Annotated in this window: 15 protein-coding genes; 12 read left to right on the forward strand and 3 right to left on the reverse strand. The window is 64.3% G+C overall.

Translation table 11 applies throughout. From position 1 onward, the window contains the following. The first annotated feature begins 272 nt into the window (after positions 1–272). Genes PQ467_RS21970 through PQ467_RS22010 form a run of 9 tightly spaced genes read left to right on the forward strand, consistent with a single transcriptional unit; the run spans position 273 to position 11158 of the window. Positions 273–1358 (forward strand): putative urea ABC transporter substrate-binding protein, encoded by a 1086-nt coding sequence (locus PQ467_RS21970; protein ID WP_274176603.1) that lies wholly within the window; start codon positions 273–275, stop codon positions 1356–1358. Positions 1359–1362: 4 nt separating this feature from the next. Then, on the forward strand, positions 1363–2178 hold the full coding sequence (locus tag PQ467_RS21975; RefSeq protein WP_274176604.1) for an ABC transporter permease: 816 nt from the start codon (positions 1363–1365) through the stop codon (positions 2176–2178). After that, on the forward strand, positions 2175–2936 hold the full coding sequence (locus PQ467_RS21980; RefSeq protein WP_274176605.1) for an ABC transporter ATP-binding protein: 762 nt from the start codon (positions 2175–2177) through the stop codon (positions 2934–2936). The genes PQ467_RS21975 and PQ467_RS21980 overlap by 4 nt, the downstream gene beginning before the upstream one ends. Beyond that, positions 2933–3415 carry a CopG family ribbon-helix-helix protein gene (locus PQ467_RS21985; protein WP_274176606.1) on the forward strand — a complete coding sequence of 161 codons (483 nt, stop codon included), beginning with the start codon at positions 2933–2935 and terminating at the stop codon, positions 3413–3415. Before PQ467_RS21980 ends, PQ467_RS21985 begins: the two co-directional genes overlap by 4 nt. Next, the gene (locus PQ467_RS21990; RefSeq protein ID WP_274176607.1) at positions 3412–4236 is read left to right on the forward strand and encodes an urea amidolyase associated protein UAAP1; all 825 of its coding nucleotides are present in this window, start codon (positions 3412–3414) and stop codon (positions 4234–4236) included. Before PQ467_RS21985 ends, PQ467_RS21990 begins: the two co-directional genes overlap by 4 nt. A gap of 16 nt (positions 4237–4252) precedes the next feature. Then, positions 4253–4882, forward strand: a complete 630-nt coding sequence (locus PQ467_RS21995) for an urea amidolyase associated protein UAAP2 (RefSeq protein ID WP_274176608.1) — start codon at positions 4253–4255, stop codon at positions 4880–4882. Then, positions 4879–8475 carry an urea carboxylase gene (gene uca, locus PQ467_RS22000; RefSeq protein ID WP_274176609.1) on the forward strand — a complete coding sequence of 1199 codons (3597 nt, stop codon included), beginning with the start codon at positions 4879–4881 and terminating at the stop codon, positions 8473–8475. The genes PQ467_RS21995 and uca overlap by 4 nt, the downstream gene beginning before the upstream one ends. Beyond that, complete coding sequence (gene atzF, locus PQ467_RS22005; protein WP_274176610.1) at positions 8472–10232, forward strand: allophanate hydrolase; 1761 nt, start codon at positions 8472–8474, stop codon at positions 10230–10232. The genes uca and atzF overlap by 4 nt, the downstream gene beginning before the upstream one ends. 14 nt (positions 10233–10246) lie before the next feature. Further along, on the forward strand, positions 10247–11158 hold the full coding sequence (locus tag PQ467_RS22010; RefSeq protein ID WP_274176611.1) for a Vgb family protein: 912 nt from the start codon (positions 10247–10249) through the stop codon (positions 11156–11158). A 31-nt stretch (positions 11159–11189) separates the two neighbouring features. Here PQ467_RS22010 and PQ467_RS22015 read toward each other — a convergent pair whose 3' ends face one another. The 3 genes from PQ467_RS22015 to PQ467_RS22025 all read right to left on the reverse strand — a co-directional run bounded on the left by PQ467_RS22015 (position 11190) and on the right by PQ467_RS22025 (position 13603). Further along, complete coding sequence (locus PQ467_RS22015) at positions 11190–11519, reverse strand: UrcA family protein (RefSeq protein ID WP_274176612.1); 330 nt, start codon at positions 11517–11519, stop codon at positions 11190–11192. An 89-nt stretch (positions 11520–11608) separates the two neighbouring features. Next, complete coding sequence (locus PQ467_RS22020; RefSeq protein ID WP_274176613.1) at positions 11609–11980, reverse strand: hypothetical protein; 372 nt, start codon at positions 11978–11980, stop codon at positions 11609–11611. Positions 11981–12037: 57 nt separating this feature from the next. After that, positions 12038–13603, reverse strand: a complete 1566-nt coding sequence (locus PQ467_RS22025) for a tetratricopeptide repeat-containing sulfotransferase family protein (RefSeq protein WP_274176614.1) — start codon at positions 13601–13603, stop codon at positions 12038–12040. A gap of 175 nt (positions 13604–13778) precedes the next feature. On the opposite strand from PQ467_RS22025, the gene PQ467_RS22030 reads away from it, so the two are divergent. From PQ467_RS22030 to PQ467_RS22040, 3 genes are all read left to right on the forward strand, one after another. After that, positions 13779–14771, forward strand: a complete 993-nt coding sequence (locus tag PQ467_RS22030; protein WP_274176615.1) for a sterol desaturase family protein — start codon at positions 13779–13781, stop codon at positions 14769–14771. Continuing rightward, the gene (locus tag PQ467_RS22035; protein WP_274176616.1) at positions 14768–15415 is read left to right on the forward strand and encodes a hypothetical protein; all 648 of its coding nucleotides are present in this window, start codon (positions 14768–14770) and stop codon (positions 15413–15415) included. The genes PQ467_RS22030 and PQ467_RS22035 overlap by 4 nt, the downstream gene beginning before the upstream one ends. Before the next feature lie 178 nt (positions 15416–15593). After that, positions 15594–16787: a multidrug effflux MFS transporter gene (locus PQ467_RS22040; RefSeq protein WP_274176617.1), complete on the forward strand. Its 1194-nt coding sequence runs from the start codon at positions 15594–15596 to the stop codon at positions 16785–16787. Positions 16788–16821: the final 34 nt, after the last annotated feature.

A 16821-nucleotide genomic window follows, 5' to 3' on the forward strand; every position in this document is an offset into this window, starting at 1 on the left:
ACCCCGGCGCCGCTTGGCTTTATCCCGGCGTCGCGCCGCGCCACTATGGCCGAATCGCAACACCTGTTATCTCTTCCCGGGCCAGTGCGAATCGCGCCAAATCCAGCAATTCCGCCTGATTTGGCCCCATCCGCGCCGCCTTTGGACCCGCAGGGTTTAATCCCATTTTCGCCTTGGCCCTCTGCGCATTATTACGAACATGGAATTTGGTAATAATGCGATAGCCTCCATCCCGACTGCGAAATTGCTGCAACGCAAAGGGGAAGCAAGCCATGTTCAGGAAGACCGCAAAAGCCGCCGTTATGGCAGGCGCCCTGCTTGCGGGCACGATGCTGCTCTCCTCCTGCTCACCGGCGGCCAAGGCGCCCGAGGCGCGCCATGAATTCAACATCGGCTGGTCGATCTATGCCGGATGGATGCCATGGCCCTATGCCCAGCAGGCCGGGATCGTGAAGAAATGGGCCGACAAATACGGCATCAAGATCAACATCACCCAGGTCAATGACTATGTCGAATCGGTCAATCAGTACACGGCGGGCAAATTCGACGGCGTGACTGTCGCCAACATGGACGCGCTGACCATTCCGGCCGCAGGCGGCAAGGATACCAGCGCGATCATTGTCGGCGATTATTCGAACGGCAATGACGGCGTTCTTTTGAAAGGCGCGGACAATATTGCCGCCATCAAGGGTCGCTCGGTCTATCTGGTCGAACTGTCCGTCTCGCATTACCTGCTGGCGCGCGCGCTGGGCGAACATGGCATGGCGATGAGCGATGTCAAAACCATCAACACATCCGACGCCGACATTGTGGCCACTTTTGGCAGCCCGCAGGCCAATGCCGCCGTCACATGGAACCCGCAATTGGCGGTGATGAAGGCCCAGCCCGGCGTCAAGGCGGTCTTCACCTCGGCCGATATTCCGGGCGAGATCCTTGACCTGCTGGTGGTGGACACGGCCACGCTCAAAGCCAACCCCAATCTGGGCAAGGCGCTGACCGGGATCTGGTATGAGACGGTCGGTCTGATGAAGCGTCAGGATGCGCAAGGTAAAGCGGCGCGCGCGGCCATGGCCAAGCTGGCCGGATCGACGCCCGAAGTCTTCGATAACCAGCTCACCACCACCTATCTCTATGACCAGCCCAAGGCGGCGGTGGCGGCCACGACCGACCCCGCGCTGGTCACCACCATGACCCGCGTGCGTGATTTCAGCTTCTCAAAGGGCCTGTTCAAGGGTGCGGCCAGCGCCGATGCGGTGGGCATGTCCTTCCCCGGCGGCAAGGTGCTGGGCGATCCGGCCCATGTCACGCTGCGCTTTGACCCGACCTATATGGCGATGGCCGCCGACGGCAAGCTTTAAGCCGATGCGCTGGGTAAACCGCCAGATTTCGCGCAGCGACAGGCTGTTATGGGGCGCGGCTCCCATCCTGCTGCTGATGCTGCTCTATATTTTCGTCGCCGCCGGGCGCCATGCGATCAACCCCTCGGACAAGATCCTGCCGCTGCCCTCCGGCATGGCGCAGGCGATGTCGGTGCTGATCTTTGAACCGGATATGCTGTCGGGCCAGTATCTGTTCTGGGCCGATACGCTGGCCAGCCTGCAACGGCTGGGCCTCGGGCTGGGCATTGCCACGCTGGTGGCGCTGGTGCTGGGGCTGCTGCTGGGGGCTTTGCCGCCGGTGCGCGCGGTGCTGGGGCCTTTGGTCACGGCGATTGCGGTGATCCCGCCGATTGCGCTGCTGCCGATCCTGTTCATCGCGCTGGGCCTTGGCGAAACGGCCAAGGTGGCGCTGATTGCCATCGGCATTGCGCCGGTCATGCTGCGCGATATTGCCGGACACGTTGCCGCCCTGCCCCGCGAACAGATCATCAAGGCGCAGACCTTGGGCGCGGGAAGCTGGCAGATCCTGATCCGCGTCGCCCTGCCCCAGGCCCTGCCGCGCCTGTTTCAGGCGGTGCGTCTGGCACTGGGTCCGGCATGGGTGTTCCTGATCTCTTCGGAAGCCATCGCTTCGGATGTCGGCCTTGGCTACCGCATCTTCCTCGTGCGGCGCTATCTCTCGATGGATGTGATCATCCCCTATGTGGCGTGGATCGCGCTGCTGGCCATTGCGATGGATGTCGCGCTGACGTGGGGCTCGCGCCGCTGCTTCCCTTGGGCACAAGGAGCCAACCATTGAGCACGCTCCTCTCCTTGCGCGACCTGTGGGTCGAATATGGCGACAAGATCGTTCTGGAAAAGGTCGATCTGGACATTGCCGAAGGCTCCTTCGTCTCGATCATCGGCCCCTCGGGCGCGGGCAAGAGCAGCCTGCTGCGCGTGATCCTGGGACAGGAAAGCCCGACGCGGGGCACAATTCTGCTGGACGGCACCCCTCTGACGCCCGAATGCGGACCGGATCGCGGCGTGGTGTTTCAGCGCTATTCGGTCTTTCCGCATCTCACGGTCCTGCAAAACACGATGTTCGGGCTGGAATGCGCAGGCTCGCCGCTGCTCGCCCGCCTGTTCGGCGCGGCCCGCGCCAAGGCCCGCGCAGAGGCCACCGCGATGCTGGAGGCCGTGGGCCTTGGCGACAATCTGCATATCTACCCTGCGCAAATGTCGGGTGGGATGCAGCAGCGTCTGGCCATTGCGCAGGCGCTGATCAAACGCCCGCGCATCCTGTTGCTGGACGAACCCTTTGGCGCGCTCGATCCCGGCATTCGGGCCGATATGCATGGCCTCATCACGCAATTGTGGCGCGAATTTGGCCTGACCATCATCATGGTTACGCATGACATCCGCGAGGCCTTCTCGCTCGGCACCCGCGTTCTGGCGCTGGATAAGCGCCGCCACGATCCCCACGCCCCCCACCGCTTTGGCGCCACGGCGGTCTATGACCTGCCCCTTCGCCCCCGCGAGGAAGAAGCAAACCCCCGCGAGGAGACGGCAGCATGAACCCTCCCTCCACTTTGGCCCGGCTCAGCATGAGCCTGCCCGCCGAACTCTCGCGCAAGCTCGACATGATGGTCGAGGAACGCGAATTGCCCTCACGCTCGCAGCTTATCGCCGAACTGATCCGCCATGCGCTGGCCAAGCATGAGAGTCTGACCCGGCCCGACGAGATGCTGGCCGGTACCATCACGCTGGTCTATCGCGGCGATCGGGGCCGGGTACGCCATCAGTTGGCCCAGACCCAGGCCGATTACCTGACCGAGGTCATCTCCTCGCAACACGTCTTTCTCGAACAGGACCAGTCGCTTGAAGTCCTGCTGGTGCAGGGCCCCGCCGTGCGCCTCAAGGAATTGTGTGATGCGCTGCGCCGGGTGCGCGGCGTGCATCAGCTCGAACTGGTCACCACCACCGCCCTGCTGCCCCCGCTTCATGCCGATGGCGCAGCATCCGACGACACCCAACGCAAGGGAGCGGCAGCATGACAAATACACTCGCAAATCCTCTGGCCGCCCGCGACCATGCCCGCGCCATGGCGGGCACCGTGGTTGAATCCATGCCGATCCTGCCCCCCCATGCCGATGATCTGCCCCCCGGCGTCGCGGCGGACGATCATCTGTGGGAGGAAACCATCGCGCCCGGTGGCTATGCCACGCGCCATCTGCCGCGCGGCTCCCGCCTGCGCCTGATCGACACGCAAGGCGATGCCTGCGCCAGCCTGATGATCTTCAACGCGCACATGCCCAGCGAACGGCTGAACGTGGCCGATACGGTCAAGGTCCAGTGGAACGCCTATCTTGGCGCAGGCAAGCTGCTGCTCTCCGACATGGGCCGGGTGCTGATGAGCATCGAGGGTGATGAGGCCGGTACGCATGACTGCTTTGCCGGAACATCGAATACGGCCACCAACGAGGCGAAATACGGGCATGGCGCCAACAGCGGCCCCCACCCTAATGGCCGCGACCGCTTTCTGCTGGGGGCGGCCAAGCATGGCCTGTCGCGCCGCGATGTCCACCCCTGTGTCAACCTGTTCAAGGGCACGCATATCGAGGAGGACGGCACGATCACGCCCCTTGTCGGCCCCTTTGCGCCGGGCCGCAGCGTGGTGCTGCGCGCGGAAATGGAGGTGATCGTGGTCATCGCCAATTGCCCCCATGTCCTCGACCCGCGCCCGGAATATTCGGTCACGCCCCTGCGCGCCAGCGCATGGCGCGGGCCGATCACCCCGCCCGAGGACCCCATCCGCAATGCGACGCCCGAAGGCCTGCGCGCCTTTGAAAATGTCGAAGATTATTGCCGTCGCTGAGCGAGGAGCAGGCTCCATGACACATGATCCCCACACCACCGGCCTGACCGTCATCCATGACGCCATCGTCCCGGCCCGCGCGCCCTGGCTCCACACGATCCGGGCGGGCCAGACGCTGCGCATCGTCGATCTGGAAGGCAATCAGGCGGTCGATTTCCTGCTCTACAGCGCCGATGACGATGCCGAGCGCTACAGCATGCAGGACACCGTCAGCGCGCAGGGCAATCTCTTCCTGCGCGAAGGCACCGTGCTGCGCTCGAACGAAGGGCGCGCGATGATGACGATTGCTGCCACCTCGGTCGAATATCACGATACGATCGGCGGGGCCTGTTCGTGCGAATCCAATACTTTGCGCTATGGCCACCACACCAAATCGCAACATGCCTGCGTCGAAAATTTCCTTGAGGCCAATCTGACCCAAGGGCGCGGCAAGCGCGATATTGTCTCGAACATCAATTTCTTCATGAACGTTCCGGTCGAGGCCGATGGCTCGCTGGGCATTGTCGATGGCATTTCCGCGCCCGGCCTGACGGTCGATCTGCGCGCGGAGATGGATGTGATCGTGGTCGTTTCGAACTGCCCCCAGATCAACAATCCCTGCAACGCCTTCAACCCCACTCCCGTTCGGATGATTGTATCAGCATGAGTTTTGACACCGTCCTGATCGCCAATCGCGGGGCGATCGCCACCCGCATCATCCGCACTCTGCGCAAGATGGGCCTGCGCTCGGTCGCGGTCTATTCGCAGGCCGACGAAGCCTCGCTCCATGTGGCGCAGGCCGACGAAGCCATCTGCATCGGTGAAGGCAGGGCCTCCGAGAGCTATCTCAACATCCCCGCGATCATCGCGGCGGCGCAGAAATCGGGCGCGGGGGCGATCCATCCCGGCTATGGGTTCCTTGCCGAAAGCACCGAATTTGCGCAGGCCTGCGCGGCGGCAGGGATCGTCTTCATCGGCCCCACGCCTGACAATATCCGCAGCTTTGGCCTTAAACACAGCGCCCGCGCGCTGGCCGCCGCGCATGATGTCCCGCTGGCCCCCGGCTCGGACCTGCTGACCGATGAGGGCCAAGCGCTCGAGGCCGCGCAGACCATCGGCTACCCGGTGATGCTCAAAGCCACGGCGGGCGGTGGCGGCATCGGTATGCGCATCTGCGAAAATGACGAGGACGTGCGCGAAGGCTTTGCCGCAGTGGCCCGCCTTGGCATGAGCAATTTCGGCGATGCCGGGGTGTTCCTCGAAAGCTATATCCGCCGCGCCCGCCATATCGAGGTCCAGATCTTCGGCGATGGGCAGGGGCGCATCATGGCGCTCGGTGAACGCGATTGTTCGCTGCAACGCCGCAACCAGAAGGTGCTGGAGGAAGCCCCCGCGCCCCTGCTGCCCCCCCATGTCCGCGCTGACCTCATAGCCTCGGCCATCCGACTGGGTCAGGCGGCCAACTATCGCTCGGCGGGCACGGTCGAATTCCTCTATGACGCCGACCGCCAGAGCTTCTTCTTCCTCGAAATGAACACCCGCCTTCAGGTCGAACATGGCGTCACCGAAGAGGTGATGGGCATCGATCTGGTCGAATGGATGATCCGGGGCGCAGGCGGCGATTACAGCTTCCTCAACGCGCCCACGCCCGCGCCAGAGGGCCATTCCATTCAGGTCCGCCTCTATGCCGAAGACCCCGGTCTCGACTATCGCCCAACCTCCGGCACGCTGACCGCCGTCACCTTCCCGGCCAATATCCGCGCCGAAACATGGGTCATGGCGGGCAGCGAGGTCAGCGTCTGGTATGACCCGATGCTGGCGAAACTGATCGTTCACGCGCCCACCCGCGAGGAGGCCGTGGCCGCGATGCAGACCGCGCTGGCCTCCACGCGCGTCGATGGGATCGAGACGAACCTTCGCTGGCTGCGCGATGTGGTGCGCCTGCCCGCCTTCACCAGCGGCGAGGTGTCCACCCGCGCGCTCGATCTTGTCGAGTTCCGCCCCCGCGCCATCCGCGTCATCAGCGGCGGCACAGCCACCACCGTGCAGGACTGGCCGGGACGGCAGAACCTGTGGGCGGTGGGCGTGCCCCCCTCCGGCCCGATGGACGACCAAAGCTTCCGTCTGGGCAATCGCCTGATCGGCAATGCCGAGGGCACGGCGGGGCTGGAAGTCACCAACACCGGCCCGACGCTCAGCTTTACCTCGGCGGCCACAATCTGCCTGATGGGCGCGGATTTCGGCGCCACGCTGGATGGCGCGCCCATCGAACGCGGCCAACCCATCGCGGTCGCCGCAGGCCAAACGCTAGCCATGGGCCGCGCACGCGGCGGCGGCATGCGCGGCTATATCCTGTTTGCGGGCGGCTTTGATCTCGCGCCCTATCTGGGCAGCCGCAGCACTTTTGAACTGGGCCAGTTCGGCGGCCATGCCGCGCGGCGTCTGATGGCGGGTGACACGATCCACCTTGGCGATGAACCTGTGGCCGCGCCTTTGCCCCCCGCCGCCCTGCCCGAATTGCCGGGCGAATGGGCGATCCGCGTCCTCTATGGCCCCCATGGCGCGCCCGATTTCTTCACGCCCGCCGACATTGACACCATCGTCGCCGCCTCATGGCAGGTGCATTACAACAGCAACCGCACCGGCGTGCGCCTTGTCGGGCCAAAGCCGCAATGGGCGCGCAAGGATGGCGGCGAGGCGGGGCTGCACCCGTCCAACATTCACGACAATCCCTATGCCATCGGCGCGGTCGATTTCACCGGTGACATGCCGATCATTCTTGGCCCGGATGGCCCTTCGCTGGGCGGCTTCGTCTGCCCCTTTGTGGTGATCGCGGCGGATCGTTGGAAGATCGGGCAATTGGCCGCAGGCGACACTTTGCGCTTCGTGCCCGTCAATATCGAGGATGCCGCCAAGGCCGACGCCGCGCAACAGGCGCTGCTGACCACCGGCACGACCATTGCCCCCAGCCCCGCCCGCGCCATCGAGGCCCTCTCGCCCATTCTGGCCGAGACGCCCGAAGCGCCGGGCCGCCCCCGCACCACCTATCGCCAGCAGGGCGACCGCAACATCCTCGTCGAATATGGCCCGATCACGCTGGACATCGAATTGCGCATCCGCGTCCATGCGCTGATGACCGAACTGGAGCGGATCGCGGCCCCCGGCATCATCGACATTGTGCCCGGCATCCGCTCGCTGCAACTGCATTTCGACGGCGCGATTATCGACCAGAAATCGGCTCTCGCTCTGCTGATCGAGGCGGAGGAGAGGCTGGGCGATCTGGCCGATTTCACTATTCCCAGCCGCATCGTCCATCTGCCGCTGAGCTGGCGCGATCCGGCGACCATCGAGACCATCGAGAAATATATGGGCGCGGTGCGCGACGATGCACCATGGTGCCCGGACAACATCGAATTCATCCGCCGCGTCAACGGCCTGCCCGATGCCGCCGCCGTCGAGAACCTGATCTTTGAGGCCAATTATCTGGTGATGGGCCTTGGCGATGTCTATCTTGGCGCGCCGGTGGCCACGCCGGTTGATCCGCGCCACCGCCTTGTCACCACCAAATACAATCCCGCGCGCACATGGACGCCGCCCAATGTCGTGGGCATCGGCGGGGCCTATATGTGCATCTATGGCATGGAGGGGCCGGGCGGATACCAACTGTTTGGCCGCACCATTCAGGTATGGAACACCTATCGCCAGACGCAGGATTTCATCGAGAACAAGCCCTGGCTGCTGCGCTTCTTCGACCAGATCCGCTTCTATCCCGTGAGCGCGGAAGAACTGGCCGAATGGCGGCGTGATTTTCCATCCGGGCGGCGCGCGATCCTCGTAGAGCCCTCGCAATTCCGCCTCGCCGATTACCGCGCCTTTTTGGCCGAGAACGCGCAAGGGATCGCCGAATTCGAGGCAAGGCGCGAGGCCGCCTTTGCGCAGGAACGCGAGGATTGGCAGCGCAAGGGCGAGTTCGACCGCGTTTCCAGCCTCAACGAGGAGGACGCCCCCCAGACCGCCGACATCACCCTGCCCGAAGGCAGCGAATTGATCGAAGCACCCTTTGGCGGCAGCGTGTGGAAACTGCTGGTCGCACCGGGCGATGAGGTCAGCGCGGGCGAGACCATCGCTGTCCTCGAAACCATGAAGATGGAATGCCCGATCGAAAGTCCGGGCAGCGGCACCATCGCCGCGCTCTACATGGCCGAAAAGCAATCCCTGCAACCGGGCGCGCCGATGCTGGCGCTGCGGAGGCACGCATGAACCGTCAATCCGCCACCAAGATCGCCGCCGCCGTCCGCAGCGGCCAAACCAGCGCGGTGGAGGTGGCCCGCGATGTGCTCGCCCGCCTCGCTGCCTACGACGCCGTCCAGCCGCAAATCTGGATCAGCCGGGCATCGCCCGAAACGTTGCTGGCCGCCGCCGCCGCCATCGACGCACGCCTGGCGGCGGGCGAGAATCTGCCCCTTGCCGGTGTGCCCTTTGCGGTAAAGGACAATATCGACGTGGCGGGGTTTGAAACCACCGCCGCCTGCCCCGCCTTTGCCTATAGGCCCGCCGCTTCGGCCCCGGTGGTCGAAAGCCTGATCGCGGCGGGCGCGATCTGCATCGGCAAGACCAACCTCGACCAATTCGCCACCGGTCTTGTTGGCACGCGCAGCCCGTATGGCATCCCGCGCAACGCCTATAACCTCGCCTATGTCAGCGGGGGGTCGAGTTCGGGTTCCTCGGTGGCGGTGGCGGCCGGATTGGTGGGTTTTGCGCTGGGGACGGATACGGCAGGGTCGGGGCGGGTGCCCGCCGCCTTCAACCATCTGATCGGTTTCAAGCCCACCAAGGGGCGGTGGAGCACTTCGGGCCTTGTCCCGGCCTGCCGCACTTTGGATTGCATCACCGTGTTCACCGATGACACGGCGGATGCGCGGCTGGTGGACAGCGTGGTGGCCGGGTTCGATGCCGCCGATCCCTATTCCAAACCCTTGGCCAACCGCCCCCGCGCGGCGCGGACCATCGGCGTTCCCCGCCGCGATCAACGCCTGTTCTTTGGCGATGCGGAGAGTGAATATCTCTATGATAGGGCGTTGGAAACACTCTCCGCACAGGGCCGGATCGTCGAGATAGACATGGCCCCGCTACAGGAGGCCGCGCAATTGCTCTATGGCGGTCCATGGGTGGCCGAGCGCAGCGCCGCCATCGCGGGCCTGCTGGCCGACAATCCCGATGCCATCGACCCCACCGTGCGCGCCGTGGTCGAGCCGGGCCTCAACATCGGCGCGGTCGAGCTGTGGCAGGGGATCTATCGCCTCGCCGCCCTGAAACGCCATGCAGATCAGATGTGGGACGAGATCGACATTCTCGCCTTTCCCACCACCGGGACAGCCTATCGCGTGGCCGAACTGGCCGCCGCGCCCATCGCGCTCAACAGCAATTTGGGCGCCTATACCAATTTCGTGAACCTGCTGGATATGGCCGCCTTGGCCATTCCGGCGGGCGCGCGCCACAATGATACCGGCTTTGGCATCACGCTGATCGGGCCCGCCGATTGCGATCGGGCGCTGCTGGATATGGCGGACGCCTATTTGGAAGCCGCCGAACTTCCCCCCATTCCACCCCTCGATCTGGAGGCGAAAATGCAGACCGTGAAACTGGCCGTTGTCGGCGCCCATCTCAAGGATATGCCGCTCCACTGGCAATTGACCAGCCGCGATGCCGCCTTTGTCGGAGCCTTTGAAACCGCGCCCAATTACCGGCTCTATGCCATGGCCGACAGCGTGCCGCCCAAGCCTGCGCTGATCCATGCCGAGGATGGCGCGCCGATCAAGGTCGAGGTCTATGAGCTGGGCGTGGCCGAGTTTGGCAGTTTCGTGGTCGAGGTGCCTGCCCCGCTGGCCATCGGCACGGTGACGCTGGCCGATGGGTCCAGCGTCAAGGGTTTCGTGGCCGAGCCGCGCGCGATTGTGGGGGCCACCGACATCACTGATCTGGGTGGCTGGCGCGCCTATATCGCCTCGCGCGCCTGAGGGGAGAGACGCCCATGAAAGCCCTATTGCTCGCCGCCCTGATAGCCACGCCCGCTCTGGCCGAGCCGGTGGAGAAGGTCATCCCCGTCCCCGGTTTTGCGGATTTCATCGCGGTGGATGGCGCAACCGTGTGGACCACCAACCGGGGCCGGGTCGAACATTGGTCGGCTGAAAAGAAGCTGGCCGAAGTGGCATCCCCTCGCCCCTGCGGCGGCATGAGCATCGCCCATGGCGCGCTGTGGTTTGCCGATTGCAAGGAGGGCGTGGTCAAGCGCGTCAGCCTGCACAAGGCCAAGGTGATCGCGAGCATCCCCACCGGCCTTGCCAATGGCAAGGAGGGCGAATTGAACGTTGCGGCGGGCGCCGGCTCGATCTGGGTGGCCAGCGATGCCAAGGGTGAAATCAAGCGGATTGATGCGCGCACCAACAAGGTTATCGCCACCATCCCCACCGCGCCGGGCGCCTATTACCTTGCCTTCGGCTTTGATGCGCTCTGGGCGGTCAGCGCCAAGGGCAATCTGATCCAGCGCATTGATCCGGCGACCAACAGTGTGACCAAGACCACACCTTTGGGCAAACAGCCCGGTTTTCTCGCGGCGGGCGAAGGCGGCGTCTGGGTTCAGGAACAGGGCGACGGCACGGTGGCACGCATCGATCCGGCCACCGGCGAGGTGTCAGGGCGGGTCAAAGTGGGCGAGGTGCTGAAATATGGTGATATCGACACGGGCGGCGGCAAGGTCTGGCTGCGCAGCACCGAGGATCAGACCTTTGTGGTGATTGATCCCAAAACGCTGGCCATCCGCGCCCGGGTCGGGCCGCTGGCGGGCAGCGGGGGCCTGCGTTACGCGCCGATGGGCGTGTGGACCACGGCGCATGACAAGCACACGCTGTCTTTCTGGGCCAATCCGGCCCAGATCGGCGAGTAAATGGGTGGAGCCTAAGCTCCACCCCATCGGCTTATCGCGCCAAGGCCAGCTTGACCGGGCTGGCGGCTGCGGCCTGTCGGCGCTCGATCTGGGCGCGGACATCGGCCACAACCGCCGCGCGACAGGCGCGCGACTGTTCCTCCAGCGCCAGATGCACCCCGGCAAGCCGATCGCCGCACACCGCCGCCACCGCCTGATCCAACCGGATCGCCAGACGCTGCTGTCCATCAACCGTGGCGAGGTCCAGCCCATCAAGGCGCAGCACAGCGCTGTCCTTGGCCAAGGGATTTTCGCCGGCCTGCGCCGCCGAAGCCCCGGCGGCAAGCGAGACAGCGGCCAGAACCGCGAATACAGTTTTCATCATCCACTCCTGCGCAATCTTTTGGAGCCGCTCTTTTGGCGGCCGTCCTAAATTCATAGGCGCATCGGCAGGATTTGACAATAAAGCGATTAGCGGACCCGCACCTCCAGCGCGGCAAGGTCAACATGGCCCAGCAGGCCGATAGGCAGGCTGATCTCGCGCTCCTCATCGCCGGTGGTCAATGTGATGCTGCGGGCATAGGGCGCGGACCATGCGCGCAAAGTGGCCATCGGCAGGCGCAGGCGCCAGTTTCGCCCGCCCTCCACCGCCACGCGATGCCCGTTGATCGCGACGACATCCTCGCGATCCTGGCGTTCGCCGCGAACCATCAGGCATGTCTGATCTCCGCAGGCGACCAAATGTGTCGCGGCGACAGGGGCGGCCAAAGCGCCCGGCCCAAAACCAGCCGCCAGCAGCATCACACCAAGGCGAAGTTTGAGACGGGCGGGCGCAGAATCCATGGCGGAAAGATGCGCCTCATCCCCCGCCGCATACATCCGCGATATGGCGTAGGTCGATCAGTCCACCGCAATGCCGAGGCTCTCGAAATAGGCGCGCACCGGGGCCAGTGCCTCCTCATGCCGCCGCCAGCGCGCCACCGAATCGCGATACATCGGGCGGCGCACCTGCGCCGCGCTGGGGGTGGCCACGGGGGCGGCATTGTCCTGAAAAGACAGGCATCGCGCATCCCATTCCAAACCGCAATGGGCCAGCAGCGCGCGCGTCTGCCCTTCCTGATCGCTCACCAGATCCTCATAGGCCAGTTCCAGCACCCGCCCCGGCAGCGCCTGACGCCAGAAAGCCATCAGCCGGTCAAACCCGGCATAATAGGCGGCAATGTCGAGCAGGTCATAGCTGTAGTCATAGTAACGCGAGGAAATCGCGAATAAATTGCGGAAATTGGCCAGCACCGTGTCCATCGGATGGCGGCGCAGGCAAACGATCCGCGCGTTGGGAAGGGCATGCGCGATAAAACCGGCATAATGGAAATTGCCGGGGAACTTATCGATGAAACGCGGCGCTTTGCCTTCCACATGATGCCCCGCGCGCCGCAGATAATCACGCCCCAGCGCCGCCATATCGCCGCGCGCCGCCGCCATCGCCGTTTGCGGGTCCAGCACGTTGCGCCCGCCTGTTCCCGCCATGGCCTTTACCGCCAGCGGCATCGCCTGCAATTCGCCCGCGCTTTCCAGATCGGGATGCGAGGACAGGATGCGGTCAACCAGCGTTGTGCCGGTGCGCGGCATGCCGATGATGAAAACGGGCGCGTCCTGCGGCGCGTCCCTTGGCTCGGCCATGAACGGCCAGGCGTCCTGCATCGCCTGAAAATTGGCGGCATCCTGCGCCGGGTCATAGGCCAGATCGCGCCGATGCGCGGCATTGACCGCGCAAAGCGTGGCAAACCCGCGCGCCTCCTCGCCGACATCCTCCAGTTCCTTGGCCAGAGCATAGCCGGTCAGCAGCCGATCACGCCCCGGTTTCGCCGCCGCATAGGCGGTTTCCAGACGGGCGATATGGTTGCTCCCCGCGTTCTGCTTGCGCAACGAGGCCAACAGGTGATGCGCGCGCGCATCGTCAGGGGCCAGCGCCAGCAAAGCCTCCAATGCCGCATCGGCCTCCTCCACCTGGCCAAGGAAATTGAGCGTCACGGCCTGATTGTAGCGATAGTCGCGGTTGGCAGGATCACGCGCAACAGCGGCCAGAAAATGGGGCAAGGCGGCCTCGTGCCGACCCAATCGGGCGTAAACGCAACCCAGCGTATCAAGGCTGAGCGCGTCCTGCGGCAGGTTCTGCTCGGCCTCGTCCAACACTTGCGCGGCCTCGCCGTCGCGGCGCAGCAGGCTGAGCATGCGGGCGAGCTGGGCGCGATATTCGCCGCCCTGTGATGCCTCGGGCGCGCTTTGCCTCACCGCTTGCTGGAAATGCGCCAATGCCTCGACCGCGCGCCCGGTCGAGGCCGCCACGACGCCCAGCACAAATTGCCCCTCGGCGGGCGTTTGGGCCATCAAACCTGCGGCCAGCCTCTGCGCCACCGCCCAGTCGCCCCGCCGCAAAGCCTGTCGCGCCGCCGCGCTCTGATCCATCCATCCGTCCTTTGCCGCGATCCGATTGGCGCAAAACCTAGGCCAGAAGGCCCCAAAACGCCATCGCGCGCGTGCGCGATTCTTTATCATGGCCTGTACGCCTGATGACGTATGACACCTGTCCAGAATTTCAGGCACTTTACCCTTGTGCAGTCTGGACTCGGGTAGAGACAAGATGAACGGCGTTCTCGTAGGCAAGCGGATCATTGGGGCCGAAGCGCCCGTCACCATCGGCTGGGAGAACATCCCCCGCGTCGAGGGTGGTCCGGTCAAACAATTCATCTTCACCTGGTTTCAGCCGACCATGCTTTTTGCGATGCTGGCCTTCTGGTTCTATGCGCCCAATTCCATCGCCAAGGCATCGACCGCGATCTATATCGGCATTGGTTTCAAGGTTTTGCTGCTGGCGCTCGAATGGGTCAACCCGCGTTTTGCCAGCTGGCGCCTGACGTGGAAGGAACTGGCCACCGACCTGTTCTATGTCGGCCTCGGCTATACGCTGATCCGCATCATGAACAGCTTTATCGGCAGCGGCGTGATGATCAAGGCCGTCCAGCACGCGATGCATTGGGACAAAATCACGTGGTTCACCAGCCTGCCGCTGCTGGTTCAGGCCTTCCTGATCTCGTTCATCTTCGATTTCGGGCAATATTGGATGCATCGCGGGATGCACAATTGGTATCCGCTGTGGTTGCCCCACTCGGTCCATCATTACATCACCCAGCTTAACATCAACAAGGGCGCGGTCGGCAATCCGGTCGAACTCTTCCTGATCGGGCTGGGCGTGGGCGGATTTTTCGATTTTCTGCCGCGCGCGGTGCTGATGGCGGGGGCGTTCGGTCTGGCGATCGGCACGTATCAGCACATCAACGTCCGCTTCAATTCGCCGCGTTGGTGGCGCTATCTGTTCAACACGACCGAGCATCACAGCCTGCACCATTCGCAGGATTTCGAGGCTACGCGCAGCAATTATGCCGGTTCCTATATTTTCATCGACCGCATGTTCGGCACCTGCGTCGATGGCGAAGCCGAATTGCTGGGACTGGAAAACGGCCGCCGCATGTCGATCCGCGAACAGATGACCTATCCCTTCACCGAAGGGTGGAAGACGATGAAGGAAAAATACGGGCGCGGCGCAAATGTGGCCCTGACGGAGCCTGCCGAATGAGCGGTACTGTCATGGCGCAGGATTATGCCCCGGTGCAGGACAAGCCCTCGCTTCTCCGCCACATCGATTGGATCTGGCACGTGCGGGGGCAAATCCCGCTGCCGCCCGGCCAATCGGGCGATGAAACCCTTGACCGCCTCACCCCGCTCTTTCGCCAGACCGGCACCAGCCATCAGCGGCATCAGGACACGCTGAGCTTTCGCAAAAAGGATCCGGCGGCGCAGGACAAGATGTCGGTTTTCGACAGCGGCGTGCTGTGGGTGGAAAATTCGCTGCTGCGCTATGATCTGATCAGCCGCGCCCTGCTCTATTGCTTCCTTGCCCCGCTGCTGTTCCTCGGCTTTGCTCAGGCGATCATCACCATCAACGATCTGCAAAAAGCACCCGCCGAACTGACCGCCAAGGCCAAACACAAGCCGGAGGCAGTCCTGCCGTTGAACCCTATCGACAAGGCGCTGGGCGCGCCAGAGCCCGACAAGCCGGGGAGCGAAGGCGGCGATGAGGAAGGTCCCAAGAGCAAAAAGCCCTCGCCCACTCCGGCCTATGTCTTTGCCGGGATCTTCGTCGCCCTTTATCTGATCGGTCGTGTACTTGAGGATAGGCTGGTCAAATCGCTGTTCCGCAAGACTGTGGCGGGGGTTTAGGCCGGTTCCGGCCACAGACACCGTCCGGGCGGGATGGACTCCAAGCGAATGGAATTCAACGTTGTGCGCGCATAAGATAATGCGACGGACGCCGATCATCTTCTAAAGCCTGCGCCCCTGTGGCAAGGATACGGGCGCGGTGATGGCCGCGCCTGCATTATCCTTAGGAAAGAACCCCATGAGCGCGGCCAAATCTGTCCATATTCCCTTTGGCCTGCTGCTGGTGCTGGCCGGGCTCAGCGCCTTTGCCCCGCTTTCGATTGACATGTATCTGCCCGCTCTGCCGGTTATGGCGCGCGATCTGGGCGGCAATGCGGCGCAGGCATCCTTGACCGTGGCCTCCTTCTTTGCGGGCCTGTGTTTCGGGCAATTGGTGCATGGGCCGCTCTCGGACAGGATCGGCCGGCGGATGCCCTTGCTGGGCGGACTGGTGCTTTATGTCGGCGCGGGGGCCTGCGCGGCGCTGGCGCCGTCCATTCCGGTGCTGATCGCGGCGCGTTTCGTTCAGGCGTTTGGCGGCTGTGCGGGTCTGGTCGTCTCGCGCGCCTCGGTGCGCGACCGCTTTAACCCGCAGGAAAGCGCGCAGGTCTTTTCCATGCTCCTGCTGGTGATGAGCATCGCCCCGATCATCGCCCCGCTGATCGGCAGTTGGGTGCTGCTGCTCGGATCGTGGCGCGCCATCTTCTGGCTGTTGACGGCGTTTGGCGCGAGCGTGGCAGTGGCCACCTTCTTCGGCCTGCCCGAAACCCGATCGGAACAGACCGCCGCGCAGGCCCGCAGCGAGTCCCCGCTGGGCGCCTATAGCGCCGTACTGGGCGAGACGCAGGTGATGGCCTATGCGCTGACCGCCGGTTTTTCGCATATGGGGCTGCTGACCTATCTGGCGATTTCGCCCGACGTGCTGGTCACCGGCTTTCACCTCTCGCCCCAAACCTATGGCTGGGTGATCGCCACCAACGGGCTGGGGCTGGTAACCACCAACTGGCTCAACCGCCGCCTGCTGGCACGGATCAGCTATGACACGATCCTGCGCTGGGCCAATGTGGGCAGCATGATCGCCTCGGCCGTGCTTCTGGCCGATACCGTGTCCGGGTTTGGCGGGCTGCTGGGGATCACCGTGCCGCTGTTTTTCATGGTGGCGATGATCGGTTTTACCCAACCCAATGCGATTGCCGGGGCTCTGGCCCGCGATCCGCAAAGGGCAGGCTCGATTTCGGCGCTGGTGGGCTTTATGCAATTTGGCGGCGGCGCGCTGGGCGCGGCGGTGGCCGGGGCGTTTCATGATGGAACGGCGCGGCCGATGGCGATGGTGATCTTTGCGGCCTATCTCTGCGCCGGGATCGCGCTGCGCCTGCTGGCCCGGCGGCGATAGGGAAATGGGGCCGGGGCGCATCACGCCCCGGCCC

The sequence above is a fragment of the Novosphingobium sp. KACC 22771 genome (assembly GCF_028736195.1).
Classification (GTDB): domain Bacteria; phylum Pseudomonadota; class Alphaproteobacteria; order Sphingomonadales; family Sphingomonadaceae; genus Novosphingobium.

Bases quoted from the DNA above. Each gene is read 5' to 3' on its own strand.
- PQ467_RS22040 (WP_274176617.1), top strand. From the start codon at position 15,594: ATGAGCGCGGCCAAATCTGTCCATATTCCCTTTGGCCTGCTGCTGGTG.
- PQ467_RS22010 (WP_274176611.1), top strand. From the start codon at position 10,247: ATGAAAGCCCTATTGCTCGCCGCCCTGATAGCCACGCCCGCTCTGGCC.
- PQ467_RS21995 (WP_274176608.1), top strand. From the start codon at position 4,253: ATGACACATGATCCCCACACCACCGGCCTGACCGTCATCCATGACGCC.
- PQ467_RS21990 (WP_274176607.1), top strand. From the start codon at position 3,412: ATGACAAATACACTCGCAAATCCTCTGGCCGCCCGCGACCATGCCCGC.
- PQ467_RS22025 (WP_274176614.1), bottom strand. From the start codon at position 13,603: ATGGATCAGAGCGCGGCGGCGCGACAGGCTTTGCGGCGGGGCGACTGG.
- PQ467_RS21985 (WP_274176606.1), top strand. From the start codon at position 2,933: ATGAACCCTCCCTCCACTTTGGCCCGGCTCAGCATGAGCCTGCCCGCC.
- PQ467_RS21970 (WP_274176603.1), top strand. From the start codon at position 273: ATGTTCAGGAAGACCGCAAAAGCCGCCGTTATGGCAGGCGCCCTGCTT.
- PQ467_RS22035 (WP_274176616.1), top strand. From the start codon at position 14,768: ATGAGCGGTACTGTCATGGCGCAGGATTATGCCCCGGTGCAGGACAAG.
- PQ467_RS22020 (WP_274176613.1), bottom strand. From the start codon at position 11,980: ATGGATTCTGCGCCCGCCCGTCTCAAACTTCGCCTTGGTGTGATGCTG.
- atzF (WP_274176610.1), top strand. From the start codon at position 8,472: ATGAACCGTCAATCCGCCACCAAGATCGCCGCCGCCGTCCGCAGCGGC.
- PQ467_RS21975 (WP_274176604.1), top strand. From the start codon at position 1,363: ATGCGCTGGGTAAACCGCCAGATTTCGCGCAGCGACAGGCTGTTATGG.
- PQ467_RS22030 (WP_274176615.1), top strand. From the start codon at position 13,779: ATGAACGGCGTTCTCGTAGGCAAGCGGATCATTGGGGCCGAAGCGCCC.
- PQ467_RS22015 (WP_274176612.1), bottom strand. From the start codon at position 11,519: ATGAAAACTGTATTCGCGGTTCTGGCCGCTGTCTCGCTTGCCGCCGGG.
- uca (WP_274176609.1), top strand. From the start codon at position 4,879: ATGAGTTTTGACACCGTCCTGATCGCCAATCGCGGGGCGATCGCCACC.